Source organism: Microbacterium sp. LWO13-1.2, assembly GCF_038397725.1.
In the GTDB taxonomy this organism is placed as follows: Bacteria; Actinomycetota; Actinomycetes; order Actinomycetales; family Microbacteriaceae; genus Microbacterium.
Genome location: NZ_CP151634.1, coordinates 238,785 through 264,989 on the forward strand (window position 1 = coordinate 238,785; position 26,205 = coordinate 264,989).

Below are 26,205 nucleotides of genomic sequence, written 5' to 3' on the forward strand. Positions count from 1 at the left end.
ACAGGTCACGTGACGCACACTCCGATGCAAGGATGAATCATGACCGACGTCGACCGTGAGATCTCGACACCCCCGTCGATCGCCGGACCGGATTCGATCGCGTCATTCGCCGAACATCGCGGACTGCTGGAGGCAGTCGCCTACCGGGTACTGGGAAGCATGGTCGACGCCCAGGACGTGGTGCAGGACGCCTGGCTGCGGTGGAGCGGCGTCGACCCGGCCGGCATCCTCGACCCGGAGGGCTACCTGGTGCGCATCACCACCCGGCTTGCGATCGACCAGCTGCGCAGTGCTCGCGCCCGGCGGGAGGCATACGTCGGTCCGTGGCTCCCCGAACCGATCCGCACCACGCCCGATGTGGCAGACCGGGTCGAACTCGCCGACTCCGTCTCGACCGCCGTCCTTCTCGTGCTGGAAGCCCTGACCCCGATCGAGCGCGCTGTCTTCGTGCTGCGGGAGGCGTTCGGCTACTCCTATGCCGAGATCGCGGAATTCGTCGACCGGCAAGAGCCCGCCGTCCGGCAGATCGCGCATCGCGCGCGGAACGCCGTTGCTGCTCGCCGGCGGCGATATGACACGGATATCGAGACGCGCCGGGTCGCGACGGAGCGGTTCCTCGCGGCCTGCGTCGGCGGAGATCTTGAGGCGCTCATGGCCGTGCTGGCACCCGGCGTCACGATGATCAGCGACGGCGGCGGACGAACCTACGCGCCGCGCAAGCCGATCATCGGACGCGAGGCCGTCGCCCGCGCGATCCTCAAGCTCACGCGGCAGGCACCCGAGGGAACCCGACCGTTCATCGCGCCGCTGAACGGCGGTCCGGGAATCGTGCTCACGGCATCCGGCCCGGTGCTCGCAGCGACGCTGCACCTGCGGGACGGAGTGATCGAGATGCTGCACGTCGTGAGCAACCCCGCGAAGCTGACGCACGTGCGCCACGGAAATCCGATCCGAGTGTCACGTATCGCTCTGCTGTCTCGTCCGTGAGGTGAAGCATCCTCAACGAACGGAGCAATACGTGTTCATCCTCGGACTCGCCATCACCCTTCTCACCGCGGCTCTCAACGGCGCCATCGCCGTCTTGAACCTCATCGGACACGACTATCCGAAGTCCCAAGCCGATCAGATGCGCATCCCGCACTCGCTCCTCCCCGTTTTCGGCACCATGCTCGGCGCCGGGAGTCTCGGGCTGGTGGTGGGACTCGCGGTGCCCTCCCTCGGCATCGCGGCGGCCGCAGGCTTCGTGATCTACTATCTCGTCGCGCTGGGCGCCCACTTTCGGGTGCGTGATTTCCGCCTGATTCCCTGGGCGACGATGTTCGCGCTCGCCTGCGCGGCGCTCGCCGTCGCCACGTTTCGGGCTGTCGGCGCATGATCCTCTCGATGCGCCGGCACCCTCCTGCTTCTTCGAAGACCTCTCCACGACCCAGTGGCAGGATGGGGATCTCAGAGCGAATCGAGGAATGATGAGCGCACTCCTGCAGATCCTGACCACGCACGTCGCAGACGGCACCATGCCCGGAGCCGTCGCTGCGACCGGCTCCCCCGACGGAGAGGTCGAGATCATCAGCGTGGGCGACATGTCACGCGATGCCATCGTGCGCATCCAATCGATGACCAAGCCCGTGACCGCGGTCGCGACGTTGCGTCTCGTGCAGTCCGGTCGCCTGAACCTGGATGACCCGGTGGAGACGTGGCTGCCAGAGTTGGCCGACCGGCAGGTACTGCGCTCTCCCGAGGCAGCTCTCGATGACACCGTGCCGATGAGCACGCCGATCACGGTGCGCCACCTTCTGACGAACACATCGGGTTACGGCATGACGACGGCCCCCAGCCCCCTGCGTGAAGCCATGATCGCGAATCGCACCGAGGCTGGACAGGAACCGGTCGAGTTGGGAGCGCAGGAGTGGCTCGATGCCCTCGCCGACCTGCCGCTCGCGTTCCAGCCGGGCACCGCCTGGCGCTATCACCATTCGTTCGGAATCCTCGGCATCCTCCTGTCGCGCGTGGTCGAAGGGTCGCTCGAGCAGCACCTGACCGACGACCTCTTCCGTCCGCTCGGCATGGTGGACTCGGGCTACACCGTCCCGCTCGAGAAGGCGCACCGGCTACCCACCGCGTACCGCCACGACGAGACGGCCGGACTGACGCAGACCGAACCGGCGGCCGGCGGGTTCTATGTCGCGCCGGCCCCGTTCGACCTCAGTCATGCCGAACTGGTGTCCACGGCTTCCGACTACGCGGCGTTCGCCCGCATGCTCGCCGGCGGCGGACAGCACCAGGGGAAAGCCTTCCTGGAGCCCGCTCTCCTGGAGCAGTTGCACACCGACCAGGTCCCCGCGGGGGCCAAGGCGGACGACAGCTTCTTCCCCGGGTTCTGGAACGGCACCGGATGGGGATTCGGGGTCGCGGTGCGCACCGCGGGAGAGCACGCCGGACGGTACGGGTGGTCAGGCGGCCAGGGTACGGATTTCTTCGTCGACCCCGACGGCTCTTTTCAGATCGTGCTGACCCAGGTCGAGATGGGCGAGCGGATCATGGGGCTGTTCAGCGACACGCAGTGACGACACCTCACCTGAACACCGTTCAGTACACTGGGCTGGGTCATTCCGAGCCGCCCCAGAGAGAAGCCGATCACGCCTGTTTCGTCATCCGTGCACCGCGTCGCGACCGTCGATCCTGACCGCGTCGCGATCGTCGGCGACGGCGCGCACCTGACCTACGCCGAACTGGCGCAGGATGCGCGCGGGATCGCGGCATTCATCGACGGTTGCGTGCGCGCCCTGCCGGTGTCGACAGACCTGCCCGTGGTCGGGATCTGTGTGCGCTCGGCGTTCGTGACGGCACGGCTGGTGGTGGGTCTCGAGGCCGGGTCGACGATTCTCACCGTCGTTGATCCTCAGTGGCCCCAGGCACTGCAGATCCAGATGATCCGGAACACGAGAACGCAGATCCTGCTCACCGATGTGCCCGGTCTGCCTGACGCTCTGCGGGCCGCGGGCTGGGGCGGAACCATCATCCCCGCCTCCGATCTCGATCACCTTGCATCCGCCGGCAGCACGCCCGGCGAGGGCGCGTCGATGATGGATTCGGCGAAAGATGACGATGCCCCGTTCCTGATGCTGTTCTCCTCGGGAACGACCGGCACTCCGAAGGCGTTTCTGAAGACCCGGGCGCAATACCTCGCGAACGTCGCGGTATCCCGCGAGTTCCTCGGCGCGCACCCCGGAGTGGCGACGTTCGCACCCGGACCCCTGTCGTACAGCCTCACCCTGTACGCCCTGTTCGAGGGGCTCGCCACCGGTGGGCGCGTGCATGTGGCAGACCGGCTCGATGAGTTGTGGTTGACCGGTCGCGCCCGCGAGGAGAACGTCACACGGCTGGTGACCGTGCCCTCGGCGCTGCATGCTCTCGCCGATGCCGCTCACCGTTCCCCGGCGCGTTTCGAAGGACTCCGCCTGATCATCACCGGCGGCGCGGCGCTCTCCTCGGCGACGCGCGCCCGGGGCACCAATGAGATGCCTCAGGCTCGCCTGGTCAGCTATTACGGGGCGGGCGAACTCGGATTCATCGGCGACAGCCGCGACGGCGACGGCACCCGCATCCAGTTGTATCCGCGCGTCGAGGCTCTCGTTCGCGACGATGCCGGGCACGCACTCGAGCCGGGCGAGCTCGGAACACTCTGGGTCCGATCAGGGTCCTGCACCACCCAGTACCTGCCGCACACCACGGATGCGGAGTTGTCGGATGCCGAGGGCTGGGCGACCGTCCATGACCAAGGTTCCCTTGACGGCCGCATGTTCGTGTTCGCGGGGCGGCGGGGCGAGGTCGTCGCGACCGGAGGGCACAAGGTCGCTCTGGCCGAGGTGGAGCGCGCCTTCGACGGGATGCCGGGGGTCGGCGTGGTCTGCGCGATCGCGCTCCCCCATCCAAGCCTGGGCTCCGTCGTCGGCCTCGTCCTCGAGGGCGACGATCTGCCGTCGAAGCGAGTCCTCCGGGAGTGGGCGGCCTCGCAGCTGCCGTCAGCGTCAGTGCCTCGACGCTGGCACGCCGTTCCGAGCCTTCCCCGCACCGGCGGAGGCAAGGTCCGCCGAGGAGCGACTGTGCAGCTCGTCCTCTCCGGAACCGGAGCGACGCGCCTGTGATCGCGTCACACCGCGAGGTGGTCGTCACCGGTGTCGGCGCCGTCACCGCCAGTGGAACGACGGCGGCCGCACTCTGGAACTCGGTTGTCGAAGGGCGCAGTGGAATGAGCGTCCTCCCCGACAGCCTGACCACGGGGATGGCGGTCAGCGTCGGCGGCGTCATCGCAGGGTTCCCGGAGCCGCCGGATCTGCCCGCCTCCCTCGCGCGTCACCTCAGCCCCGTGCAGCGGTGGGCGATCACGGCCGCCGATGAGGCGCTGACGGATGCCGGCTGGGATCGGTCCCGTGGCGCATCACCCTGGGAGCCGTATCGCGTCTCCATCATCGTTGCGACCGGATCCGGGCCGGTCGATGCGATGCTGCGGGCCGGATCCGCCTTCGAGGCCGGCGGACCGCGAAAAGTCCCGCCAGGCCTGGTCGTCTTCGGAACAGCCGACGCTGCGGCCGGAATCCTGAGTCAGCGATACGGGTTCCGCGGCGCGACGCACGCTGTCACCGCGGCCTGTGCCAGCGGGGCAGTCGGAATCGGCGAAGGGTTGCGGCGCATCCGGCACGGTTATGCGGACGCCGTGCTCGTCGTCGGCATGGAGGACTGCCTGAACTCCGTGCACCTCGCCGCGAACACCAACCTCCGCGCACTGGCCACCGGGTACGCCGACGACCCGTCATCCGCATCGCGCCCGTTCGATCGGTCCCGTTCCGGATTCGTGATGGCGCAGGGCGTGGGAGCCGTCCTTCTCGAAGCCGCCGACACCGCAGTCCGCCGGGGCGCCGTGCCGCAGGCCACCGTCGCCGGATTCGGTGAGACGACGGACGCCCACCACCCCACCGCCCCGCATCCCGATGGGCAGGGGGCGGCCGCGGCGATCCGTGCCTGCCTCGCCGACGCGCACACCTCCGCCGCGCAGGTCGATCACGTGAACACGCACGGAACGGGGACTCCCCTCGGAGATCGCGCCGAGATCGCGGCGCTCGCCCACGCACTCGGCGAGCGCGCGCACCGCGTTCCGCTCACGGCCACGAAATCGTCGACCGGTCACCTGCTCGGAGCCTCCGGAGTCATCGAAGCCATCCTCGCGGTGCTGACCCTCCGCGATCAGACGCTCCCGCCGACGCTCAACCTCACCGATCCCGAGTTCGACGATTGGGTCTTCGTCCGCGACCGCCCTCAGGCGGTCGCGGTCGAGACGGTGCTCTCGAACTCCTTCGGATTCAGCGGGCACAACGCGGCGCTGCTGTTCACCAGCCGGTGACCCGCGAGCCTCACTCGACCAAGACGTTCGTCGGGTCGCCGCGCAGCCGCGCTGCCGCCTCGACGACGGCTCCGACGGCACCGGCCAATGAGCGGATGTCGCGGAAACCGCGCTCAGCGAGCAGAGACCCTGCTCGCGCGGCACGCACTCCAGAGGCGCACACGGTGACGATGCGGGTCGATGGAGCGAGCTCGTGGAGTTGCGGAGCGGTCGCGATGGAGCCGAGCGGAATCCGCAATGCGACCGGCAGCGCCCCCGTTGTCTCTGCGGCCTCACGCACGTCGATGACGACGAGCGCTTCTCCTCTGGCGAGCTCGCGAGCGAGAACCGACGGCATCACGATCGGGACGACCGGCCTCGTCGACGCGGATGCCGCGGCATCCGTCCTGCACTCGGCCCTCTCAGCGGTTGCGTCCGGCGCCGTCCGATCCGGATCCGGCGACAGGGTGAACGTGCGCCAGGTCGTATCCAGAGCATCGAACTGCAGCAGCCGTCCGAGCAGGGTGCGGCCGGTCCCGGTGATGAGCTTGACCGCCTCCGCCGCCATCACCGCCCCGATGGCGTGGCAGACCATCCCGAGCACGCCGCCGGTCGCGCAGGTGGCCGCGTCGCTCGGGGTGTCCGGATGCAGGTCTCGGTATCCCGGGCCGTACGGAGGCCAGAACACACTGACCTGACCGGAGTATCCGAGCACGGCACCCCACACGACCGGCACGCCGAGACGTTCGGCGACATCGGCGACGAGGTAACGCGTGGCGAAGTTGTCGGAGCCGTCGATGACGAGGTCGTAGCCGGCGAGGATCGTCTCGGCGTTCGCGACGGTGAGGCGCTCGCGGTGCTCACGCACGGCGACCCCGGGATTGATCTCCTGCAGCGCGTCGCTCGCCGACGAGGTCTTCAACCGGCCCAGATCCGCCATCCCGTGCAGCAACTGCCGATGCAGGTTGCTGATCTCGACGGTGTCATCGTCGATGACGCCGACGACGCCCACACCTGCCGCGGCGAGCGCAGCGAGCACCGGAGTGCCGAGCCCGCCGGCCCCGACGACGAGCACCCGGGCCGCCGCGAGTCGGCGTTGCCCTATTTCGCCGATGCCCGGCAGAGCGAGCTGGCGCGCAAAGCGGGCACGGGCGTCCGCATCGAGGGGGCCGGCGGGGTCGACCAGCGGGTGGGGCGGCCCGTGATGCGTGCGGTTCACAGGTCGGGCCGTCCCGCCATCGACGAGGATGCCAGGGCATGCTCGCGGCGTGGAATCCGGCCGGACCGCGCCGCGAGGCGCCCGGCGATGACGGCGTGCTGGAATGCCTGGGCCATCCCGACCGGGTCGATCGCGCGGGTGACGGCGCTGGCGAGCAGCACCGCATCGCAGCCGAGTTCCATCGCCAGCGCCGCATCCGAGGCGGTGCCGACGCCGGCGTCGAGCACGACAGGTACCGATGCCCGGGAGACGATCAATTCGATGTTGTGCGGGTTGAGGATGCCGAGTCCAGTGCCGATCGGGGCCCCGAGCGGCATCACCGCTGCCGCCCCCAGATGCTCCAGTCGCAGCGCGAGAGCCGGGTCGTCGTTCGTATAGGCGAGCACGGTGAAGCCGCGCTGCACGAGCTGTTCCGTCGCATCCACGAGCTCCACGGCATCCGGCAGCAAGGTGTCTTCGTCGGCGATGACCTCGAGCTTCACCCAGTCCGTCTCGAACGCCTCGCGCGCGAGCTCGGCCACGAGAACCGCTTCGCGGGCAGTGAAGCAGCCAGCGGTGTTGGGGAGCAGGCGGATGCCGCGCTCGGCGATCATCGAGTAGAGCGTGCCCGCCTCCGGCGAGTAGCGACGCACCGCGACGGTGGTGAGCTCGGTGCCAGACGCGGTGAGTGCGGCTCCGAGATCGGCAAGGCTCTCTGCCCCGCCCGTGCCCATGATCAGCCGTGAGGTGAAGCGGACTCCGGCGACCTCGAACGGGTCCTCCCGCTCAGCCACCCTGCACCGCCGTGAGCACTTCGATCTCGTCGCCGGTGCTCAGGACCGTCGTGGTCCAGCTGCCTCGCCTCATGATGGCCGCGTTGACCGCGACGGCGAGGCCCAGCGATTCGCCGTCGACTGCCCGGCCGTCGGCTCCGATGGCACGGCCGGTGAGGTCGGTGACGACGTCGGCGACAGTGGCGTCTGGTGCGATGCGGGCGGGAGCGCCGTTCAGGCGAACGTCGATCATGAGACCTCCAGGGGTATGGGGGATGCGGTGAAGCGGTCGGGTCGGAAAGGGGCGATGCCGGTCGGGGCGACGCCCGAGATGAGCGAGGCCACGGCCTCGGCCGCGATGGGCGCGAGCATGACGCCATGGCGCCCGAAGCCGGTGGCGATGATCAGCCCCGATGCCGCGCGTCCGAGCAGGGGCGCGTTGTCCGGAGTCGTCGGCCGGGCCCGCGCCGTGACCTCGAGCAACTCGAGTTCGGCCACGGCAGGCACCACCGCAGCGGCGTCGCGCAGCAGTTCGTAGACGCCTCCCGCCGACGCTGCCGGCCCGCCGTGTTCGCGTTGCGTGGCACCGAGCACGACGGTGCCGTCAATACGCGGCAGGAGGTACACCGACGCACCGTGCACGCGAGCGCGAACGGTGCAGTCGAGCAGCGGGCGCAGCCGATCGGGAACGCCCAGGCGCAGGATGTCGCCGTACACCGGGCGCAGCGTCGGCACGAACGGCATCCCGTCGAGGCGGCCGGCGGCGAGGCCGTTCGCGACGACGACCTCTCGCGCCGTGATCACGGCGTCGTCGAGGCGCACTCCGATCGCGGGCGACATCGGATCATTCGGGTCTTCGTGCAGGATGCCGCGCACCACGGTGCGCACGATGCGATCTCCGAGGGCGGCGAGCAGAGCGGTGGCGAGGGCGCGGGGGTCGATGCGATGCTCGCGCACGCGACGGACCGCGGTCGTCCGCGGACCGAGGAGGGGTTCGAGGCGTCGCGCTTCACGCAGCGTCAGCGGCTCGATCGCTCCCGGCTGGAGGGCGGAGAGATCGTCGATGCGGCGGCGATCCGCGTCGTCGACGGCGAGGAGCAGAGTCGATACGGCCTCGAAGCCGCACCGGCCACCACCGGGGATCGTCGCGAGGAAGGCGGGATACCGCGCCGCCGATTCTTGAGCGATGACATGCAGCGACTGCTCTGTGGGGCGGTGCTCGCTGATCGGTGTGATCATGCCGGCCGCGGCATACGTCGCGCCCGACGCCGGTTCCGGATCGATCAGACGCACATCGCGGCCTGTCCGCGCGAGCTCCCACGCGATCGAGAGCCCGACGACTCCCCCGCCGATCACGACGGTATCGCAGCGCACCGATACACTCGCCGCATGCTGCTCTCCTCCGCCCGGCTCTACCTGTGCACTGATGCCCGCCGCGATCGAGGGGACTTCGCCGAGTTCGTCGACGCGGCCTACTCCGGCGGCGTCGACATCGTGCAGTTGCGCGACAAGGCGCTCGAAGCCGCCGAGGAACTCGAGTACCTCGGCATCCTGCGCGAGGTCGCCGAGCGGCACGGTCGACTGTGGGCCGTCAACGATCGGGCTGATATCGCGGCCGTCTCCGGCGCGCCCGTCCTGCACCTCGGCCAGGGCGACCTGCCCCGCCCGGCTGCGCGCCGCATTCTCGGCGGCGACGTCGCACTGGGCCTGTCGACCCACGACGCCGACCAGCTCGCCGCCGCCCGCGCCGAGCCCGGACTCGACTACTTCTGCGTCGGACCCGTGTGGGCGACGCCCACGAAGCCCGGCCGCGCCGCCGTCGGCCTCGAACTCGTACGCGCGGCCGCCGATGCCGACCTGGCCGGTGTCGCGCGGCCGTGGTTCGCGATCGGAGGGATCGACCTCGGCACGGTCGACGAAGTGGTCGCCGCCGGCGCGAGCCGGATCGTCGTCGTACGCGCGATCACCGAGGCCGGCGACCCCGCCGATGCCGCGCGGAAACTGCGCGCGCGGCTGCCCGAGATGTGACATCCGCTCAGCCGCGGAGAGTCGGCTCTGGCAGTTTCTCGCCCGCCGGATCCCGCAACGCGGGCGCCGGCAGATAGACGGTTCCCCCGGCTTCGCGGAAGGCCTCTGCCTGCTGCTGCATCCCGGCGATCGCCGTCTGTTCGGCGACGCCACCGAAACGGTCGCGGATGTCCTGCGAGATGCGCATCGAGCAGAACTTCGGCCCGCACATCGAGCAGAAGTGAGCCGTCTTCGCGGGTTCCGCCGGCAGGGTCTCGTCGTGGAACGCCTCGGCGGTATCCGGGTCGAGTGACAGAGCGAACTGGTCGCGCCAGCGGAACTCGAACCGCGCCTTCGACAGGGCGTCGTCGCGGTCTCGGGCGCCGGGGTGGCCCTTGGCGATGTCGGCGGCGTGAGCGGCGATCTTGTAGGTGATCACACCGGTCTTCACATCGTCCTTGTTCGGCAGCCCGAGGTGCTCCTTCGGGGTCACGTAGCAGAGCATCGCCGTGCCATAGCGGGCGATCTCGGTGGCGCCGATCGCCGAGGTGATGTGGTCGTAACCGGGCGCGATGTCGGTCACGAGCGGGCCGAGCGTGTAGAACGGGGCGCCGTGGCAGAGCGCCTGCTGCCGCTCGACGTTCTCGCGCACCAGGTCGAACGGGATGTGGCCGGGACCCTCGACCATCACCTGCACGTCGTACTGCCATGCCCGCGCCGTGAGCTCGGCGAGGGTGTCCAGCTCGGCGAATTGAGCGGCATCGTTGGCGTCTGCGGTGGAGCCCGGCCGCAGGCCGTCGCCGAGCGAGAAGGCGACGTCGTACCGCGCGAAGATCTCGCACAGTTCGTCGAAGTGCGTGTACAGGAAGTTCTCCTGATGGTGCGCGAGGCACCAGTCGGCCATGATCGACCCGCCGCGTGACACGATGCCGGTCACCCGATTCGCGGTGAGCGGCACGTAGCGCAGCAGCACGCCGGCGTGGATCGTCATGTAGTCGACGCCCTGCTCGCACTGCTCGATCACGGTGTCGCGGAAGATCTCCCAGGTCAGGCTGCGCGACTGGCCGTCGACCTTCTCGAGAGCCTGGTAGATCGGTACGGTGCCGATCGGCACCGGCGAGTTGCGCAGGATCCATTCGCGGGTGGTGTGGATGTCGTCGCCCGTCGACAGGTCCATGACCGTGTCGGCCCCCCATTTGGTCGCCCACCGCAGCTTGTCGACCTCCTCGGCGATCGAGCTCGTCACCGCGGAGTTGCCGATGTTCGCGTTGATCTTGACCAGGAACGCCCGTCCGATGATCATCGGCTCAGACTCGGGGTGGTTCACGTTCACCGGGATGATCGCCCTTCCCGCGGCGACCTCGGAACGGACGAGTTCGACGTCGCACGCCTCACGCACCGCGACGAAACGCATCTCGGGCGTGATCACGCCCTGGCGCGCGTAGTGCATCTGGGTGACGGTGCGGCCATCGAGACCGCGGCGCGGCGGGCGGCTCGCGCCTCGCCACTCGGCGGAGGCTGCACCACGTCGAGTCGCACTGCGACCGTCGTCGTGGAGGTTGCGGGCACGACCCGAGTATTCCTCGGTGTCGCCGCGCGCGGCGATCCAGCCGTCGCGCATCGGCGGAAGGCCCGCCTCCGGCTCGCACGGCGGCCCTTCGGTGCGGTACACATCGAACGGTTCGTTCGCCGAGGCATCCGGCGAATCGGCGAGCGAGATGCGGGTGACGGGCACCGAAATGCCGTGTTCTTCGTCGTGATGGTGCGCGAGAACGCGCACCTTTTCAAAGGTGCTCACAGGCTCCTACTTCCTACGCCGGCATTACCCGGACAGGTTCTACGGTCGCAGGCAGCTTCAGCCAGATCTCAGCCCGTGCTCGGGCACCCGTGTGGACGGGATGATGCTAGCACGCGGGCGACGACGAAGTCGGCGCCGACCGCCCGCTTAGAGTTGGCACGTGACCTCCTCCTCCGGCGACTTCGAACTGGCGATGGACGAGATCCGCGTGGTCGCCGGATTCGCCGCCGAAGCAGCGGCACGGATCCTCCCGATCTTCGAACGGGTTCACCCGGATGATGCCCGCCCTCGTGCGGCAGTCGATGCCGCACGGGCCTTCGCCGCCGGGGCGCCCCGCACGATGCTGCAACGCACGACGGCGTTCGCCGCTCACCGTGCGGCGAAGGAATCGACCGATGAGCGCGCGAAGCTCGCCGCCCAGGCCGCCGGTGACGCAGCGGCAGCGGCGTACCTGCATCCGATCGCCAAGGCGCACCAGGTCGCTCACATCCTTCGGGCCACCGCGATCGAGGCGTACCTCGCCGAGCTGGACGGCGCGGACGATGAGGAGGCCGGCGCTCTCGCTGTCCGGCGCTGCGCAGAATCCGCGAGCCCCGGTCTGATCGACGTCCTTCGCCGATACCCTCCGGCGCCACCGGGGACGAACCGCGTCGCGCAGATCATGAGCATGCTCGACACCGCACTGCGAAACGCCGGTAGGTAATCGGCAGAGCGCTCAGCGCAGAGTTCGCACCGCTCCGGTGTCGGTGGGCATCGTCATATCGTCGTACGCGGCGCGGGCGACCTCGACTTCCTCGATGTGCGATTCGGCCCACCGCCCGAGTGCTGCCAGCGGTTCTTGAAGGGTGCGCCCGAGTGGAGTGAGGGCATAGTCGACGCGCGGAGGCATCTGATCGAACGCCGTTCGGGAGACGATCCCGTCGCGCTGGAGTTCTCGCAGAGTGTCAGCGAGGACTTTTCCGCTGATACCCCCGACTGCTTCGCGGATCTCCCCGAACCGCAGGGCCCCACCGCTGAGGGCGACAACGATCATCGCCGTCCACTTGTTGGCGATCCGCGCAAGCGATGTCCGCGAGGGACACGTCGCGAGCATCACGTTCCACTCCGGTCTTTCCATGATCACGCCCTTAGTTACGTTGAGGTAACAAGTTACCAAATGTAATCATAGATCAGATCACCTCGATAGAAGGAGAAATGCAATGAGCGAGAACCCCCCTGCTGCTGTGGCGGATGCCTACTTCAGTGCGCTCGGCAACGGCGACGTGCCCGCCGCGATGAGCCTCATCAGGCCGGACGTCGTCTGGCACCAGCCCGGAGCAAACCGGTTCTCCGGAGATCACGCCGGTATCGACAGTGTCGGTGCCATGATCGGCGGCATGATGGAGGTCAGCGAAGGCACCTTCCAACTCTCGGTGTCCGGGCCCGCCATGGTCAACGGCGAGTTGGTCGCCGTTCCGGTTCGCTTCACCGGCCAGCGCAGCGACGCGTCGATGGACATGAGCGGCGTCGATCTGCTCACCGTTCGCGACGGCAAGATCGTCGAGGTCCACCTGTTCTCAGAGGACGGTGCGGCCGAGGACACATTCTGGGGACGCGCCTGAGGCGCGCGCTCGGGATGCGGTGGGTTCAGGCGCGAGCCGTCTGAACCCTGCCTGCCGCCCCGGTCGAGAGCACGCAGTGTCAGTGGCCGTCACCGGTGGTTCGTGCACGCATCCGCCCTGTCTGGTGCGCCCAGATGGCGATCTCGACGCGATTGCGGGCGCCGAGCTTGGTCATCAGGCTCGCCACGTGCGTCTTCACCGTGCTGAGGGTGATGAACAGCTCAGTCGAGATCTCGCCGTTGCTCAGGCCGCCAGCGACCTTCGCGAGCACCTGTTCCTCGCGCTCGGTGAGCTGCTCGATCGGCTGCGGCGGCGGCGCAGCCGGCCCCGCTCCGGCGAAGGCCTCGAGCAGCCGCACCGTGACATTGGGGGCGATCAGGGCATCCCCGCTCGCGGCAGCGCGGATCGCCTGGGCGAGCAACTCGGAACCGGCGTCCTTGAGCAGAAAGCCCTTGGCGCCCGCCCGCAGTGCCGCGAAGACGTACTCGTCGAGGTCGAAGGTCGTGACGATGACGACCGCCATCGGGTCGTCCACGCCCGGGCCGGCGAGCACGCGGGTCGCCTCGATGCCGTCGAGGTCGGGCATCCGGATGTCGAACAGGCAGACGTCCGGTCGCAGGCTGCGGGCGAGGGCGACCGCTTCGTTGCCGTCGACTGCCTGACCGACGACCTCGATGTCCGGTTGCGCGTCGAGGATCATGCTCAGCCCTGTGCGCACGAGCTCCTGGTCGTCGGCAATGAGCACGCGAATGGTCATGGTGCCCATCCAACACGAGGAAGCACCGCGGTGACGACCCATCCGCCGCCGGACGCAGGTCCCACCTGGCAGGTCCCGCCGAGCAGGGCGGCGCGCTCCGTCATACCGATGATGCCGAATCCCGGCGTCGGCGACGCGGCGACGTCTCCGTCGTTCGTCACGCTCAACCGCACCCCGCCCTCGTCTGCCTCCACGAGCACGTCGACACGGGTGACCTGACGCCCGTGTCGGAGGGCGTTGGTCACGGACTCCTGCGCCAGACGGAAGACCGCGGCAGCCACCGGCGGCGGGATGCTGCCGTCGTCGCCTTCCACCTTCACGGTGACGTCCGCGCCGCCCGGCCTTGTGCCGGCGAGCTGCTCGATGTCGTCCAGCCGCGGGCTCGGCGCGAGTTCCGCCGTCTCGCCCTGCCGCAGCACTCGCACCATCGACCTCAGTTCGCTGAGGGTCTTGGCCGCCTCCGCCTCGATCACGCCGAGCGCATCCTGCGCTGCGCGCGGGTCTCGCGCCGCCACCGCAAGACCCGCCTGGGCACGGATCGCGATGGCGGAGACGTGGTGGGCGACCGTGTCGTGCAGGTCACGGGCGAGGTGCTCACGCTCCCGCATCCGGATGCTGTCGAGGAGGCGCCTGCGGGATCCTGCGCGGTAGCGAAATGCGGTGCCGAGCAGCGCCATCGTCAGCAGCAGCGCGAACCCGCCGACGAGCTCGTTGAGCCCTCCCCCTCGGACGAACGTGAGCCCGAGGCTCACGAGGAGAATGCCCGATCCGATCATGAGGTCGCGACCGGATCCCCAGCGGTACAACGCGTACACGATCACCATGACGAAGAGGTTCGTGTAGAGGACGGGGTCGGGCAGGAGCAGGTCGATCGGCACCATCACCACGACGAGCATCAGAAGCGGCTTGGTGCGGCGCCACAGCACGGTCGGCAGCACGGCGAGCAACACGATCACCATGAGGACCGGCTGCGACAGGTCGGTTCTGAACATGCCCTCGATCACCGCCAGCACGGCGACAAGAGCCACGAGAGCCCAATCCCGCCAGACCCGGCGCGGCGGAGGGGGCGCCGCGCTCGGCGCACTCCACGCGGAACGCAAGAGGCCGGTCACCAGGTCAGGATACAAGCGCACCACGGCCCGACACCCCGCGCATGCGTCGGCCGGACCGTCGGCGGCGTCGTCGGATGAGCAACTCCGCAACGACGCTGTTGATCACGAAGCCCGCAGCGACGAACCAGGCCTCACCGTATACGTCGACGTCACCGAGGGGGATCGTCCACAGCACCAGCACGAGGGCTTGGGTACTGCCAGAGAGAGCGAGCGCATAGGCGCGCGTCATCCATGCTCCGTGCGCAGCGAAGTCGCGCCGCGTGATCGCGATCACGGCCCGCACGAGAAACACCATCATCGCTCCGGCGAAGACAAGACGAACCATGGCGAGTGCGAGCTCGTCCGTCGGCCCGCCGAAGAAGACCGCGAGCCACGCGGCCGACAGTGCCCCGATGAATCCCGCAGGGATCAAGACACGGCCGGCGGTGCGGTGCCACCCACGCCGAGTTCGCAGTGCCGGAGAGAACTGGAATGCGCCGAGGACGCAGTACACGGTCATCGCCACGATGTGCGCGACGATCGGCACCGACGAGAGCACTGTGTCTACGGGCTCGGTGCCCACCTCCTCCAAGCGAAGCACTCCGCCAATCACGGGGAGGACGCTGAGCAGCAGGAGACCGGTGATGGCCAGCCATCCGCTCCTCGGCCGCCGCTTCTGCTCGGCAAGGGGGCGGGTGGTCTTCATCTGTTGCGACATGTCTCGATGCTCGCCTGATCGAGCGCCCTGGACATCGGCCTTCCGCACGGACTCAGAGCCGTACTTTCGGCCGACCGGATCCGGGCCGTCCGGCCGATGACGCGCTTCCCCGAGACGGCGAGCATCGAGTCATGACAACCAACACGACCATGACCGCGGCCGTCTACCGCCGCTTCGGCGCCCCCGAGGAGGTTCACCTCGAGCAACGCCCGACCCCCTCGCCGAAGACGGGCGAAGTGCTCCTCCGAGTGCACGCGAGCACGGTGAGCGTCGCCGATCACCGAGCCCGCGCTCGGGACATCCCGTCGGGCCTCGGGATGCTCGCCGCCATCGGGCTCGGCATGTTCCGGCCCAGTCGGCCGATCCTCGGCATGGATGCCGCGGGCATCATTGCGGCGGTCGGCGCTGGCGTCACCGCCTTCGCCCCCGGCGACCGGGTCATCGCCTCGATGGACGCAGCGTTCGGTGGTCACGCCGAGTACGTGTGCCTGCCCGCCGACGGCGCGATCACCCGGGCGCCCGCCACCATGAGCCTCGATGAGGCGGTGACGCTGGTGTTCGGCGGCATCACCGCGCAGGGCTTCTTCAACCAGGTCGCGATCGGGCCGGGCACCTCGGTGCTCGTCAACGGCGCATCCGGCGCGGTCGGCACCGCCGCGATCCAGCTGGCGAAGCAGCTCGGCGCCGATGTCACCGCCGTCACGAGCGGCGGCAACGCTGCACTGGTCACCTCCCTCGGCGCCGACCGGGTCATCGACTACACCCGCCAGGACTTCACCGCGGGAGGCGGCACGTATGACGTGATCGTCGACTGCGTCGGCAACGCCCCCTTCAGCCGGGTAGAGGCATCCATCAACCCCGGTGGGGCGCTCCTGCTCGTCATCAGCGACCTGTGGTCGATGCTGCGCAGCCGCGGGCAGACCCGACGCTCGGGAAAGCTCGTCACCTGGAACGTCGGCAAGCCCGGCGCTGACGAGCTCGCGCACCTCGTCAGCCTCGCGGACTCCGGCCGCTACCAGGCCGTCATCGACCGGTCCTTCGATCTGGCCGACATCGTCGATGCGCACCGCTACGTCGACACCGGCCGTAAGCGGGGCAACGTCGTGCTGCGCGTCACGCACGCCGAAACGGACACCGTCGTTCCCTCACCCCGACAAAGGAGTATCTGATGAGAACTCGTCAATCCACCGCCACGGCACTGGAAGAGCAGCAGGTACCGGTCAAGGCCAAGCTCGCCGCCGCGTGGGCGAGCTTCATGTTCCTGTACATCTATATGGACATTCTCGCCTTCTACAAACCCGGCGTCGTCGATGACATCCTCATCGGCGTGGTCTGGGAGTTCGACATCACGCAGACCTGGGCGATCACCGCGCTGATCCTCCTGGCGATCCCGATCTTCATGGTCGCGCTGTCCATGTTGCTGCCGGCCAGGGCCAACCGCATCGCGAACCTCGTCGTGGCTTCGATTCAGGTCCCCTTCGCGGCCTTCAACGCGGTCGGCGAGCTGGGCGGGTCGTGGATGTACTTCTACTTCCTCGGCGTCGCACTGGAATTGTTCATTCTCGCCCTCATCCTGCGATACGCCTGGACCTGGCCGCGCACCGCACCCATGACCGGCCGTGGCGACCAGCCCAGGCCATGAGATCCGGCTTTCAAAGTAACGCTGGCGAGGATGCCGACGCGGTCATCACGGCATCGGAGTTTCGCCGTTGGCAACGGCCTCGATCCAGTCGGTGACAGCGTCGGCGAGTGTGGAGTCCGACGGATCGTCGCTGATGCTCCACCACAAGGGCGAACCGATCACCGCACCCGCCGCTACGACTCGCGATCGGAGGGGCTCACGAACCTCGTCCCCGTTGTTTGCGATCAGATACTGCTGGTCCTCGGTCGCAAGCCGAAGCCACCACGATGCGATGTCCATCCCAGGGAGGCTAGCGAGCGACGCGACGCGCGGCAATAGTGCAGGCGCCCTCCCGCGCATGGGTTCCGTGAGGTCACTGTCGCACGGGTCGGAGGGCGTCGTAAGACAGGGTCATGACTCTTACCGAGATTCTCCCCACGCTGCGTCGCAGCATTCCTGTCCCCATCGCCGCCCACTGCTGGCCAGTGCACACGGAACCGACGACCACAGACGTCGTCGTCGGCGGGATCTCACTGATGCGGCTACTGGAGATCAGCGACTCGCCTGCCATTCTCACCGGCGACCTTCCCCGACCGAGATCGCAAGGCACCCGCGACGTAGGCTCCGGAACGGACGTCAGTGTGTTGGTTTTCCGCATAACCCTCCGGGTCGACACGCAAGAGAGCAAGCGGATTGCCCTCACCGACTGCACATTCGACGCGATCGACGCCCGCTGGGAGGAATGCCGCCTGATCGGTCGCGCGTCCACGTCACGAAACGTGGAGATCGAGCTGATCCCCGGAGAGGATGGTGGATCCAGCTGGCCGCATCCAACCGTGAGCGTGCCGGAGGACCTCCGGGAGGGCGACATCCTCACCGTGCCTTGCGCTGGTGCTATCACGCTGCACGATGTACGCCCCAAGACGGCCCGCCTCACGCCCGCCCTGGCGTCACCGACGGCGAGGACCAAGTGACCATGATGCACACCCTCATCCACACGACCTCGCTTCTTCGAAACGATCGTCAACGCGAGTCTCGCGATCTCTGGCCCCAGAACACCACGATCAGCGAACACGACGTCGTCGTGGGCGGACGCTCACTGATCGACCTCGCCAGAGAACGACGAACGCCCTGCGTTCTCATCGCTCCTGCGGCTGCGTCCGGGATCGGTGACAGCGGTGGCGCGTACCGAACCCTGGTGGTCGCGACCGTCACCGCGCGTCGGGAGAGACGGCGCTGGCATCGCGAGGTAGATCTTGATGTCGATTGCGACCTGCGCCCGATCATTCCCCGTGTCATGCACGCTGAGCTCTTGAACAGTCCGCGCGGTCGTGATCTTCAGCCCATGCTCATCCACTCATCCGACGAAGAGAGCCCGATGCGAGTGCGCCTCCCGGAGCAGACCTCCCCCGGCGACCTCGTCGTCTTCGCATGTGCGGGCACACTCGCGCTGAGCCAGATCACACCGCACCGCGCCGCGCCCAGGGTGTCCGAAGACGACGAAGATCTCGATCAAGGGCCGGGCCGTTGCATGAAGCACTGACCTCACTCGCCGACGCTCCAGCATCTACGTGATGCTCCGGCGCTTCGTGAGACGGGCATCCTCCCCAAAATCTCCGTGACCAAACCGTTGCATTCGTTACCGCGCCGTTATACAGTGATCGCACGGTGAATGTTTGCTGTGGCACTCACCGCATGTGATTGCAGGACACTCTTGGTGCAAGGGACAAGGGCCGGTCGGGAGCCTCTCCGACCGGCCCTTTACTGTTCCCAGTACGCTGTGAGAATGACCGACCGCAAGCTCGCCATCGAGGCGTGGGAGAGCCTTTTCCGGGCGCAGCACGAGCTGTTCGGCGAGATGATCGCCGACTTCGACAACGCCGCCCTCACGCAGGCCGAGTACGACGTGCTGCTCACCGTGACTCGGTGCTCCGACATGACCGCGCGCCTGCGGGACGTCAACGCCAACATGCTGATCAGCCAGCCCAGCGTCTCTCGCCTCGTCGACCGGATGGTCGCGCGCGGCCTCGTCGCGAAATGCCCCGACCCGCAAGACGGCCGCGGAGCGGTGATCCGCGCGACGGATGCCGGCGCCAAGGCATTCCGCTCACTCGCCACCGTGCACGGCCGCACCATCGCCGAGCGGATGTCGCACCTCGACGACGACGAGCTGCGCACTCTGCGCGACCTCGCCGAGAAGCTGCGCCAGGGCTGAGCATCCGCCGTCGAGCGCGCACCGAGACGGCGCTTTCCCACGATCTGGCATAGTTCCTCGTAAGGCTCCGCGTCAGCGGAGTGGACACGGAGGAAGTCATGCAGTTCACCGACGCCGTCGGCACCCTTTTCTTCATAGGCATCGGCATCGTCGCCGCGATCGTCATCGCGCTGGTCGTTCTGCTGCTCGCACGCAGCTGGATCAAGGTCGCCCGCGCCGATGAAGCCCTCGTCATCTCGGGCCGCAAGCAGAAGGTGCAGCGCGCGATCATCTCGGCCGACGGCTCGAGTCACTCCGAGATGGAGGAGTCGCCCGTCACGGTCATCGTGAACGGCAAATCGCTGGTCAACCCGATCACGCAGCGCCACGAGATCATCTCGCTGCGCTCGCGCCAGGTCTCCCTCAACGCCGAAGCCCAGTCGCTCGACAGCGTCACCCTGAACGTCGACGGCGTCGCGATCGTGAAGATCGGATCCGACCCCCTCTACGTGCGCCGGGCCGCCGAGCGCTTCGCGTCGCAGGACAGCGCGATCGAACAGTTCACCACTGAGCAGCTCGAAGGAGCGCTCCGAGGAATCGTCGCCACCCTCTCGGTCGTCGAGCTGATGCGCGAGCGCAAGAAGTTCTCCGACCAGATCGCGGCCGAGGTCTCCCAGGAGCTCGCCGAGCAGGGCCTCATCCTCGACTCGTTCCAGATCAAGGGCATCACCGACGCGGTCGGCTACATCCAGTCGCTCGGCGCCCCCGAGATCCAGGCGAAGCGTCAGTCGGCGGAGATCTCGCAGACCAACGCCGACCGCGCGATCAACCAGAAGAACATCGCCAACAAGGAAGCCAACCTGATCGAGCAGACCGCGCTCGACACGAACACGGCGAACTCCGACTCGGGCATCGGCCGGGCACGCGCCGAAGCCGAGCAGGCCGAGCACCTGGCCCGCGCGCAGGCCGAGCAGGCCGTCCTCCAGCAGCAGGCGGAGAACAAGCAGGCGCAGCTGGATGCCGACATCAAGCGCGTCGCCGACGCTCAGCGCTATGAGGCGGAGACCCGCGCGCAGGCCGAACTGTACACACGCGAGCGCGCAGCCGAAGCGGCCGCGATCGAGCAGGTCAAGCAGGCCGAGGCCCGCACCCGGATCGCCGAGCAGCAGGCACAGGCCGACCGTGCCAAGGCCGACGGTGAGGCGGCGGCCACTCAGGCGAAGGCAGCAGGTGAGGCGCACGCGCTGCGGGCTCTCGCCGAGGCCGAGTCCGACGCGCGCCGCCTGCGCGCCAACGCCGAGGCTGACGCCATCCGCGCCGAGGGCGACGCGAAGGCCGCTGCGCTCGAGGCTGAGGCGAAGGCCATCGCGTCGAACCAGGACGCCTTCCTGTCTCAGCAGGTGCTCCAAGTGCTGCCGTCGATCATGGCCGAGTTCGCCAAGGGGTACGCGGCGATCGGGAACGTCTCGATCATCGGATCGTCCGGCGAGGACGGCGCCTCGAGCGTCATCGGCGCCGACAGCGCGAAGGCGCTGCGTTCGGTGTTCGACAGCGTGCACTCGGCGACCGGTCTCGACCTCGCCGGAATCATCCAGGGCCAGGCGGTCGGCCGCGGCTTCGGTACCGGAGTGGCAGAGGCGACGGCTACGGCGAGCGCACCGTCGACGCCCCGCACGCCGGCCCCGACCACGCCCCCGCCTCCCGCCCCGCCCGCTACCGCCGCGGAGTAGTCGACACCAGAGAAGAGCGGATGCCGCGGCCGATTCGGTCGCGGCATCCGCTCTTCTGCGTCCGCGGCGCGCCGGTGCCGGCGACCGCCTGTTCATAACTCAGGAAGATCGGCACCGGCCGGCACCGCGGCCACCGGAATCACGCGACTCGCACCGCCGAAACCGCCCGGAGTCCGACAGATCGCCTGAATTATGAACGGCCCGTCGAAGGCACCGCCGCCCGGCGACTCCGCCGGGCCGCCTCGGATGCCGCGAATCACGCATGCGGGAGACTGGACGAATGATCTCCGGGGCGTTCGACCTGACGACGATCGGCGAGGGGCTCGCCTTCGCCGCCGCCGTCGACGACCTGCGCGCCGCCCTGGACCAGAGCTCATCGGCCGTCGTCAGCGCACCGCCCGGCACCGGGAAGACCACGCTCGTGCCGCCGCTGCTCGCCTCCCGCTCCCCCGGCCGGGTGATCGTCACGCAGCCGCGCCGGGTCGCCGCCCGAGCGGCCGCACGTCGGCTCGCGCAGCTCGACGGATCCCCGCTCGGTACCAGGGTCGGATTCACCGTCCGGGGCGAGCGCCAGGTGGACGCGTCGACGCGGATCGAATTCGTCACCGCGGGTGTACTGCTGCGGCGGATGCTCGATGACCCGGGTCTCGAGGGCATCGACGCGGTCATCATCGACGAGGTCCACGAGCGCGCACTCGAGACCGATCTGCTGATCGGACTGCTCGGCGAGGCCCGACAGTTGCGCGACGACCTCGTGCTCGTCGCGATGTCGGCCACGATCGACGCCGACCGAATCGCGGCCGTGATCGGAACCGGCGACTCTCCCGCCCCGGTCGTCTCCCACGCCGTCCCCGCGCACCCGCTCACCGAGCGCTGGGCCCCGAGCGCGACACCTCGCCTTGACGAGCGCGGCGTCACCTGGAGCTTCCTCGACCATGTCGCGCATACCGCGGCATCCGCCGGGCGCGAGCTGGTCCGCGACCTCCCCGCGGCTGACGTCCTGGTGTTCGCCCCGGGCGCCCGGGAGGTGTCCGAGATCGCCCGCCGCATCCGTCAGCACGCCCCCGATTTCGATGTCCGCGAGCTGCACGGGCAGATCCCGGCGGCCGAGCAGGATGCCGTGATCCGGGGCCGCGGCAAGGATCAGCCGCCGCGCATCATCGTCACCACCTCTCTGGCGGAGTCGTCTCTCACAGTCCCCGGCGTCCGCCTCGTGGTCGACAGCTGCCTCTCCCGGCATCCGCAGCGCGATGCTGCGCGCGGCATGAGCGGCCTGGTCACGATGGGCTCTCCGCGCTCGTCCGCTATCCAGCGCGCCGGACGCGCCACCCGTCAGGGCCCGGGCACGGTGATCCGCTGCCTCGATGAGCGCACCTACGCTGCGGCTCCGGCCAGACCCGCCCCCGAGATCGCGACAACCGACCTCACTGATGCCGCCCTGCTGCTGGCATGCTGGGGCGCACCCGGCGGAGCCGGCTTGCGGATGATCGACCCGCTGCCCCTCGACAGCCTGCGCGAGGCGCACGCCGTGCTGCGCGGGCTCGGCGCCATCGACGCCGATGGGCGCGCGACGCCGGAGGGCCGCGAACTCGCCCGCATCCCCGCTGACCCTCGCCTCGCCCGTGCGCTGCGCGACGGCAGCGCCCTCGTCGGGGCGCGGCTCGCGGCCGAGGTCGTCGCGCTGCTCAGCGGCGACATCCGGGTCACGGAGGCAGATGTCGCCGGCGCGATCGTGGCTCTCCGCGGCCGGCGCGGACCGGATGCGCAGCGCTGGGCGCGCGAGGTCGATCGACTCCTGCACTACACCTCGTCCGACGCCGCTGCTCCGCGCCGCGCGAGCGTCGACGACGCCGGGCTCGTCATCGCCCTCGCCTTCCCGGAGCGGATCGCCCAGCGGGTGCAACGTTCGGCGGACGGTGCGACGTTCCTCCTGGCATCCGGAACCCGCGCCGCCGTGCGCGCCCCGCTGGCGGATGCCGAGTGGCTCGCCGTGGCCGATGTCGCCAGGGCTTCCGGGCGTCTGGCCGCCGGTTCCGGAGCGGTGATCCGCGCCGCCGCCATCATCTCGGAGCGCCAGATGGAACTGGCCGCCGGCCATCTGACCACCGACCGGGTGGAGGCGGGTTTCGTCGATGGTCGCGTCGTCGCCCGACGCGAGCGCCGCGTCGGCGCCATCGTGCGCTCATCGGTTCCGGTGCGCGTAACGGCCGAGGAAGGGCATGACGCGGTGCGCCGGGCGATCCAGGACCGTGGCCTCGACGTGTTCACCTGGTCGGATGCCGCCGACGATCTGCGCCGTCGGCTCGGCCTTCTGCATCGCGAACTGGGGGCGCCCTGGCCGGACGTCTCCGACGACGCCCTGCTCGACGGGCTCGACGCCTGGCTCGGCCCCGAGGTCGATTCGCTCGCGACGGGCACTCGAGCCGAGCGCATCGATCTGGCATCGCCGCTGCGCCGGATACTGCCGTGGCCCGCGGCATCCGATCTCGACGCGCTCGCACCCGAGCGTCTCGAGGTGCCGAGCGGCTCGCGGATCCGGATCGCCTATCCGCCGCTCGATGACCCGACGGCGCGTCCGGTGGTCGCGGTCAAACTGCAGGAGTGCTTCGGCTGGGCCGAGACGCCGCGCCTGGCCGGCGGTCGTGTGCCCGTACTCTTCCACCTGCTCTCACCCGCCGGCCGGCCGCTGGCCGTCACCGGAGACCTCGCCTCGTTCTGGTCGGGGCCCTACACGCAGGTGCGTGCCGAGATGCGCGGCCGCTACCCCAAGCATCCGTGGCCGGAGGATCCCTGGCAGGCTCCGCCCACCCGGCACACGACCCGACGCTTGCGGGGCTGACCCGCCGCGCCCGCTGCGACGTGCACCTGCTACCTCGTACGACGCCGCAGGGTCAGCGAGGCGAGTACGAGGGCACCGACGGCGAAGGCCACCACCACGAGCAATGGGCCCGCGACATCCCATCCCGATTCCCCGGCGGCGACGGCTCCCACCGCGTCGATCGCGTAGCTCAGCGGAAGCCAGTCCGAGATCGCATACAGGACATCGGGCATCCGGTCGCGCGGCATGAAGAGTCCGCCGAGGATGATCTGCGGGAACACCAGCAACGGCATGAACTGCACCGCCTGGAACTCGGTCTGCGCGAATGCGCTGGCCAGCAGCCCGAGCGCGGTGCCGAGCAGCGCGTCGACGACCGCGACGAGGCCGAGCTGCCAGAGCGGGCCGTCGACGTCGAGGCCGCAGACGCCGACCGCGAACGACACCGTGATCGTGGCCTGCAGCAGCGCCATCAGGCCGAACGCGAGCGCATAACCGAGAATGAAGTCCGCCTTGCCGAGCGGCGTCGTCATCAGCCGCTCGAGGGTGCCCGACTTACGCTCGCGAAGGGTCGTGATCGACGTGATCAAGAACATCACGATGAACGGGAAGAGCGCCAGGATCGCACCGCCGACCTGGTCGAAGACCCCCTCCTGGTCGCTGAAGAGCCAGGCGAAGAGTCCGACCAGAAGGCTCGGAGCGATGAGCATCAGCGCGATCGACCGGGGATCATGCCGCAGCTGGGTCAGCACGCGGCCGGCTGTGGCGAAGATCCGATTGCCGTTCACGACCCGACCCCGTCTCGATGGGCACGGCGCGAGGACGGGTGCTCCCGCTGATCCCGCTCGATCAGTGCGAGGAACGCGGCGTCCGGGTCCTCCTCGCCGGTGTCGGCAAGCAGGGATCGCGGCGTCGTATCGGCGATGATGCGCCCTTCGCGCATGAGCAGCAGACGATCGCAGCGCAGCGCCTCGTCCATCACGTGACTGGAGACGATCAGGGTCACGCCGCGGTCGGTGAGCTGCCGGAAGAGCGTCCACAACTCGGCTCGCAGCACCGGGTCGAGCCCGACGGTCGGCTCGTCGAGGACGATGAGCTCCGGCACGCCGATGAGCGCCATCGCCAGTGAGACGCGGGTGAGCTGCCCGCCGCTGAGGGAGTCGACCATCTGATCGGCCTGTGCGCGGAGACCGACCTCGTCGATGACCCGGTCGATGTCGCCCTTCGGCGATTTCAGCAGCGCAGCGACGTAGCGCAGGTTCTGCCGCACGCTGAGGTCGCCGTATACCGCGGCACCCTGTGTGCCATAGGCGACCCGGCGTCGCAGTTGCCGCGATCCGCCCGGCTCACCCAGCACGGTGACATCGCCGCCCTCGATGCGCTGGACGCCGACGATCGAACGCATCAGGGTGGTCTTGCCGCATCCGGACGGGCCGAGGAGACCGGTGATCTCGCCGCGCGGGATCGTCAGGTCGATGCCGTCGAAAACGCGCGTCTTCCCTCGCCGCACCCGAAGCTGCGCGATCTCTCCCGCCGGTTTATTCATCATGCGATGAATTATGCGCCTGCGGGACAGCGGTGGCGACCCCTTCGCCGCGGCGCGCTCTTGTCGCTCATGCCCGCCAGCCGACTTCGCTTACACGGGATCGCGAGAGTGACGTCTAGTCGAGCAGATGGCGCAGGTAGCGCTCCGGGGAATCGAGAAAGGAGCGCCAGTGGTTCACGATCTCGAGGTCGCCCCACTCGGCGGGTCGCACACCCCAGTCGCCGACCTCGAGGATCCGTGCGCCGGGAAGCGCGGCGAGCACCGGGGAGTGCGTCGCGCAGACGACCTGCCCGCCTTCGTCGGCGATGCGCCGGAGCACCGCGATGAGCGCCAGGGTCGACTGGAAGGACAGCGCCGCCTCCGGCTCATCGAGGCAGTAGAAGCCCGGCTCAGCGAAGCGGCTGTCCAGGAGAGCGAGGAAGGACTCGCCGTGGCTCATCTCATGGAAAGGCACATCGGGAGCCCGAGTCGACGGGTTCTCCTCGAGATATGTGTAGAACGAATGCATGGTCTCGGCACGCAGGAAGAATCCCCACCGGCTGGCGCCGACGCCGCGCTGCAGACGAAGCCAGTCGGAAAGCGGTGACTCCGTCGGCCGTGTGCGGTGCTGCGCCTGACGGGAACCGCCCTCGGGTGAGAGTCCATAGGCGATCGCGATGCCCTCGACGAGGGTGGACTTGCCGCTGCCGTTCTCGCCGACGAGGAACGTGACGCCGGGATCGAGATCGATGCCTTCTCGCAGCAGTTGAGCGACGGCGGGGATGCTCGTCGGCCACTGCGCACCGGGTGCCGGGGCATCATCAGATGGGCGAACGGACACCACCGGCTGCTGGCGACGCCGACGGCTGCTCGGCTCCCAGAACGCATCCATACGTGTCCTTCCGCGGACAAAATCGACATGTGCACGAACATCGCGCAGTGGATGTCGCCTCGTACGCAGAATGCCGCTCCGCGCACAAGTGCGATCCTGCCTCAGGCC

General features: G+C 68.9%; 28 protein-coding genes and 1 riboswitch. Of the genes, 15 read left to right on the forward strand and 13 right to left on the reverse strand.

The window, feature by feature from the left end:
• Nucleotides 1-39: 39 nt before the first annotated feature.
• From sigJ to MRBLWO13_RS01160, 5 genes are all read left to right on the forward strand, one after another.
• Nucleotides 40-987: an RNA polymerase sigma factor SigJ gene (gene sigJ / locus MRBLWO13_RS01140; RefSeq protein WP_341975925.1), complete on the forward strand. Its 948-nt coding sequence runs from the start codon at nt 40-42 to the stop codon at nt 985-987.
• Nucleotides 988-1,018: 31 nt separating this feature from the next.
• Nucleotides 1,019-1,375, forward strand: a complete 357-nt coding sequence (locus tag MRBLWO13_RS01145; RefSeq protein ID WP_341975927.1) for a DoxX family protein — start codon at nt 1,019-1,021, stop codon at nt 1,373-1,375.
• 91 nt (nt 1,376-1,466) lie between these two features.
• Nucleotides 1,467-2,564 (forward strand): serine hydrolase domain-containing protein, encoded by a 1,098-nt coding sequence (locus MRBLWO13_RS01150; RefSeq protein ID WP_341975928.1) that lies wholly within the window; start codon nt 1,467-1,469, stop codon nt 2,562-2,564.
• Between the two features lie 90 nt (nt 2,565-2,654).
• On the forward strand, nt 2,655-4,145 hold the full coding sequence (locus tag MRBLWO13_RS01155; RefSeq protein ID WP_341975929.1) for a long-chain fatty acid--CoA ligase: 1,491 nt from the start codon (nt 2,655-2,657) through the stop codon (nt 4,143-4,145).
• On the forward strand, nt 4,142-5,398 hold the full coding sequence (locus tag MRBLWO13_RS01160) for a beta-ketoacyl-[acyl-carrier-protein] synthase family protein (protein ID WP_341975930.1): 1,257 nt from the start codon (nt 4,142-4,144) through the stop codon (nt 5,396-5,398). The genes MRBLWO13_RS01155 and MRBLWO13_RS01160 overlap by 4 nt, the downstream gene beginning before the upstream one ends.
• Before the next feature lie 10 nt (nt 5,399-5,408).
• Here the strand turns inward: MRBLWO13_RS01160 and MRBLWO13_RS01165 are convergent, their stop codons facing one another.
• The 4 genes from MRBLWO13_RS01165 to thiO are packed head-to-tail and all read right to left on the reverse strand — an operon-like array spanning nt 5,409 to nt 8,704.
• Nucleotides 5,409-6,596 carry a ThiF family adenylyltransferase gene (locus MRBLWO13_RS01165; RefSeq protein ID WP_341975931.1) on the reverse strand — a complete coding sequence of 396 codons (1,188 nt, stop codon included), beginning with the start codon at nt 6,594-6,596 and terminating at the stop codon, nt 5,409-5,411.
• Nucleotides 6,593-7,369, reverse strand: coding sequence for a thiazole synthase (locus MRBLWO13_RS01170; RefSeq protein WP_341975932.1), 777 nt, complete (start codon nt 7,367-7,369; stop codon nt 6,593-6,595). Before MRBLWO13_RS01170 ends, MRBLWO13_RS01165 begins: the two co-directional genes overlap by 4 nt.
• Nucleotides 7,362-7,601, reverse strand: coding sequence for a sulfur carrier protein ThiS (gene thiS, locus MRBLWO13_RS01175; protein WP_341975933.1), 240 nt, complete (start codon nt 7,599-7,601; stop codon nt 7,362-7,364). Before thiS ends, MRBLWO13_RS01170 begins: the two co-directional genes overlap by 8 nt.
• Entirely contained in the window at nt 7,598-8,704 is a 1,107-nt protein-coding gene (gene thiO / locus MRBLWO13_RS01180) for a glycine oxidase ThiO (RefSeq protein WP_341975934.1), read from the reverse strand. Before thiO ends, thiS begins: the two co-directional genes overlap by 4 nt.
• Before the next feature lie 33 nt (nt 8,705-8,737).
• Between thiO and thiE the strand changes: the two genes are divergently transcribed.
• Entirely contained in the window at nt 8,738-9,376 is a 639-nt protein-coding gene (gene thiE / locus MRBLWO13_RS01185) for a thiamine phosphate synthase (RefSeq protein ID WP_341975935.1), read from the forward strand.
• Between the two features lie 7 nt (nt 9,377-9,383).
• Here the strand turns inward: thiE and thiC are convergent, their stop codons facing one another.
• Nucleotides 9,384-11,153: a phosphomethylpyrimidine synthase ThiC gene (thiC, locus tag MRBLWO13_RS01190; RefSeq protein WP_341975936.1), complete on the reverse strand. Its 1,770-nt coding sequence runs from the start codon at nt 11,151-11,153 to the stop codon at nt 9,384-9,386.
• Nucleotides 11,147-11,254, reverse strand: a riboswitch (TPP riboswitch). It overlaps the preceding gene by 7 nt.
• Before the next feature lie 59 nt (nt 11,255-11,313).
• Here thiC and MRBLWO13_RS01195 point away from each other — a divergent pair.
• Nucleotides 11,314-11,856 carry a putative immunity protein gene (locus tag MRBLWO13_RS01195; protein WP_341975937.1) on the forward strand — a complete coding sequence of 181 codons (543 nt, stop codon included), beginning with the start codon at nt 11,314-11,316 and terminating at the stop codon, nt 11,854-11,856.
• Nucleotides 11,857-11,868: 12 nt separating this feature from the next.
• Here MRBLWO13_RS01195 and MRBLWO13_RS01200 read toward each other — a convergent pair whose 3' ends face one another.
• A complete protein-coding gene (locus tag MRBLWO13_RS01200; RefSeq protein WP_341975938.1) occupies nt 11,869-12,270 on the reverse strand; it encodes a helix-turn-helix domain-containing protein in 402 nt (133 codons plus the stop codon).
• Between the two features lie 82 nt (nt 12,271-12,352).
• Here MRBLWO13_RS01200 and MRBLWO13_RS01205 point away from each other — a divergent pair, with 82 nt between their 5' ends.
• Nucleotides 12,353-12,754: a nuclear transport factor 2 family protein gene (locus MRBLWO13_RS01205; RefSeq protein WP_341975939.1), complete on the forward strand. Its 402-nt coding sequence runs from the start codon at nt 12,353-12,355 to the stop codon at nt 12,752-12,754.
• Between the two features lie 79 nt (nt 12,755-12,833).
• On the opposite strand, the gene MRBLWO13_RS01210 is transcribed toward MRBLWO13_RS01205, so the two are convergent.
• From MRBLWO13_RS01210 to MRBLWO13_RS01220, 3 genes are read right to left on the reverse strand one after another with little or no spacing between them, the layout of a single operon-like run.
• Nucleotides 12,834-13,511, reverse strand: a complete 678-nt coding sequence (locus MRBLWO13_RS01210) for a response regulator transcription factor (RefSeq protein WP_341975940.1) — start codon at nt 13,509-13,511, stop codon at nt 12,834-12,836.
• Nucleotides 13,508-14,623 carry a sensor histidine kinase gene (locus tag MRBLWO13_RS01215; RefSeq protein ID WP_341975941.1) on the reverse strand — a complete coding sequence of 372 codons (1,116 nt, stop codon included), beginning with the start codon at nt 14,621-14,623 and terminating at the stop codon, nt 13,508-13,510. The genes MRBLWO13_RS01210 and MRBLWO13_RS01215 overlap by 4 nt, the downstream gene beginning before the upstream one ends.
• A gap of 4 nt (nt 14,624-14,627) precedes the next feature.
• A complete protein-coding gene (locus tag MRBLWO13_RS01220; protein WP_341975942.1) occupies nt 14,628-15,320 on the reverse strand; it encodes a DUF2306 domain-containing protein in 693 nt (230 codons plus the stop codon).
• Nucleotides 15,321-15,451: 131 nt separating this feature from the next.
• Between MRBLWO13_RS01220 and MRBLWO13_RS01225 the strand changes: the two genes are divergently transcribed.
• Both MRBLWO13_RS01225 and MRBLWO13_RS01230 read left to right on the forward strand, forming a co-directional pair.
• On the forward strand, nt 15,452-16,489 hold the full coding sequence (locus tag MRBLWO13_RS01225) for an NAD(P)-dependent alcohol dehydrogenase (RefSeq protein WP_341975944.1): 1,038 nt from the start codon (nt 15,452-15,454) through the stop codon (nt 16,487-16,489).
• A complete protein-coding gene (locus MRBLWO13_RS01230) occupies nt 16,489-16,962 on the forward strand; it encodes a DUF6326 family protein (RefSeq protein WP_341975945.1) in 474 nt (157 codons plus the stop codon). Before MRBLWO13_RS01225 ends, MRBLWO13_RS01230 begins: the two co-directional genes overlap by 1 nt.
• 45 nt (nt 16,963-17,007) lie before the next feature.
• On the opposite strand, the gene MRBLWO13_RS01235 is transcribed toward MRBLWO13_RS01230, so the two are convergent.
• Nucleotides 17,008-17,241, reverse strand: a complete 234-nt coding sequence (locus MRBLWO13_RS01235; RefSeq protein ID WP_341975946.1) for a hypothetical protein — start codon at nt 17,239-17,241, stop codon at nt 17,008-17,010.
• Nucleotides 17,242-17,354: 113 nt separating this feature from the next.
• Here MRBLWO13_RS01235 and MRBLWO13_RS01240 point away from each other — a divergent pair, with 113 nt between their 5' ends.
• The 5 genes from MRBLWO13_RS01240 (at nt 17,355) to hrpB (ending at nt 23,704) form a co-directional block, all read left to right on the forward strand.
• Nucleotides 17,355-17,915 (forward strand): hypothetical protein, encoded by a 561-nt coding sequence (locus MRBLWO13_RS01240; RefSeq protein ID WP_341975947.1) that lies wholly within the window; start codon nt 17,355-17,357, stop codon nt 17,913-17,915.
• 2 nt (nt 17,916-17,917) lie between these two features.
• The gene (locus MRBLWO13_RS01245; RefSeq protein ID WP_341975948.1) at nt 17,918-18,484 is read left to right on the forward strand and encodes a hypothetical protein; all 567 of its coding nucleotides are present in this window, start codon (nt 17,918-17,920) and stop codon (nt 18,482-18,484) included.
• Between the two features lie 243 nt (nt 18,485-18,727).
• Complete coding sequence (locus MRBLWO13_RS01250) at nt 18,728-19,156, forward strand: MarR family winged helix-turn-helix transcriptional regulator (RefSeq protein WP_341975949.1); 429 nt, start codon at nt 18,728-18,730, stop codon at nt 19,154-19,156.
• Between the two features lie 98 nt (nt 19,157-19,254).
• Nucleotides 19,255-20,865, forward strand: coding sequence for an SPFH domain-containing protein (locus MRBLWO13_RS01255; protein WP_341975950.1), 1,611 nt, complete (start codon nt 19,255-19,257; stop codon nt 20,863-20,865).
• Nucleotides 20,866-21,145: 280 nt separating this feature from the next.
• Complete coding sequence (hrpB, locus tag MRBLWO13_RS01260) at nt 21,146-23,704, forward strand: ATP-dependent helicase HrpB (RefSeq protein WP_341975951.1); 2,559 nt, start codon at nt 21,146-21,148, stop codon at nt 23,702-23,704.
• 29 nt (nt 23,705-23,733) lie between these two features.
• Here hrpB and MRBLWO13_RS01265 read toward each other — a convergent pair whose 3' ends face one another.
• The 3 genes from MRBLWO13_RS01265 to MRBLWO13_RS01275 form a co-directional block, all read right to left on the reverse strand.
• A complete protein-coding gene (locus MRBLWO13_RS01265) occupies nt 23,734-24,468 on the reverse strand; it encodes an ABC transporter permease (protein ID WP_341975952.1) in 735 nt (244 codons plus the stop codon).
• Nucleotides 24,465-25,229: an ABC transporter ATP-binding protein gene (locus MRBLWO13_RS01270; RefSeq protein ID WP_341975953.1), complete on the reverse strand. Its 765-nt coding sequence runs from the start codon at nt 25,227-25,229 to the stop codon at nt 24,465-24,467. Before MRBLWO13_RS01270 ends, MRBLWO13_RS01265 begins: the two co-directional genes overlap by 4 nt.
• Before the next feature lie 112 nt (nt 25,230-25,341).
• Entirely contained in the window at nt 25,342-26,097 is a 756-nt protein-coding gene (locus MRBLWO13_RS01275; protein ID WP_341975954.1) for an AAA family ATPase, read from the reverse strand.
• Nucleotides 26,098-26,205: the final 108 nt, after the last annotated feature.

What these genes read in the sequence shown, in the direction of transcription:
- sigJ (WP_341975925.1), top strand. Translation starts at nt 40, where the DNA reads ATGACCGACGTCGACCGTGAGATCTCGACACCCCCGTCGATCGCCGGA.
- MRBLWO13_RS01150 (WP_341975928.1), top strand. Translation starts at nt 1,467, where the DNA reads ATGAGCGCACTCCTGCAGATCCTGACCACGCACGTCGCAGACGGCACC.
- thiS (WP_341975933.1), bottom strand. Translation starts at nt 7,601, where the DNA reads ATGATCGACGTTCGCCTGAACGGCGCTCCCGCCCGCATCGCACCAGAC.
- thiE (WP_341975935.1), top strand. Translation starts at nt 8,738, where the DNA reads ATGCTGCTCTCCTCCGCCCGGCTCTACCTGTGCACTGATGCCCGCCGC.
- MRBLWO13_RS01200 (WP_341975938.1), bottom strand. Translation starts at nt 12,270, where the DNA reads ATGGAAAGACCGGAGTGGAACGTGATGCTCGCGACGTGTCCCTCGCGG.
- MRBLWO13_RS01205 (WP_341975939.1), top strand. Translation starts at nt 12,353, where the DNA reads ATGAGCGAGAACCCCCCTGCTGCTGTGGCGGATGCCTACTTCAGTGCG.
- MRBLWO13_RS01210 (WP_341975940.1), bottom strand. Translation starts at nt 13,511, where the DNA reads ATGACCATTCGCGTGCTCATTGCCGACGACCAGGAGCTCGTGCGCACA.
- MRBLWO13_RS01220 (WP_341975942.1), bottom strand. Translation starts at nt 15,320, where the DNA reads ATGTCGCAACAGATGAAGACCACCCGCCCCCTTGCCGAGCAGAAGCGG.
- MRBLWO13_RS01225 (WP_341975944.1), top strand. Translation starts at nt 15,452, where the DNA reads ATGACAACCAACACGACCATGACCGCGGCCGTCTACCGCCGCTTCGGC.
- MRBLWO13_RS01230 (WP_341975945.1), top strand. Translation starts at nt 16,489, where the DNA reads ATGAGAACTCGTCAATCCACCGCCACGGCACTGGAAGAGCAGCAGGTA.
- MRBLWO13_RS01235 (WP_341975946.1), bottom strand. Translation starts at nt 17,241, where the DNA reads ATGGACATCGCATCGTGGTGGCTTCGGCTTGCGACCGAGGACCAGCAG.
- MRBLWO13_RS01240 (WP_341975947.1), top strand. Translation starts at nt 17,355, where the DNA reads ATGACTCTTACCGAGATTCTCCCCACGCTGCGTCGCAGCATTCCTGTC.
- MRBLWO13_RS01245 (WP_341975948.1), top strand. Translation starts at nt 17,918, where the DNA reads ATGATGCACACCCTCATCCACACGACCTCGCTTCTTCGAAACGATCGT.
- MRBLWO13_RS01250 (WP_341975949.1), top strand. Translation starts at nt 18,728, where the DNA reads ATGACCGACCGCAAGCTCGCCATCGAGGCGTGGGAGAGCCTTTTCCGG.
- MRBLWO13_RS01255 (WP_341975950.1), top strand. Translation starts at nt 19,255, where the DNA reads ATGCAGTTCACCGACGCCGTCGGCACCCTTTTCTTCATAGGCATCGGC.
- hrpB (WP_341975951.1), top strand. Translation starts at nt 21,146, where the DNA reads ATGATCTCCGGGGCGTTCGACCTGACGACGATCGGCGAGGGGCTCGCC.
- MRBLWO13_RS01270 (WP_341975953.1), bottom strand. Translation starts at nt 25,229, where the DNA reads ATGATGAATAAACCGGCGGGAGAGATCGCGCAGCTTCGGGTGCGGCGA.
- MRBLWO13_RS01275 (WP_341975954.1), bottom strand. Translation starts at nt 26,097, where the DNA reads ATGGATGCGTTCTGGGAGCCGAGCAGCCGTCGGCGTCGCCAGCAGCCG.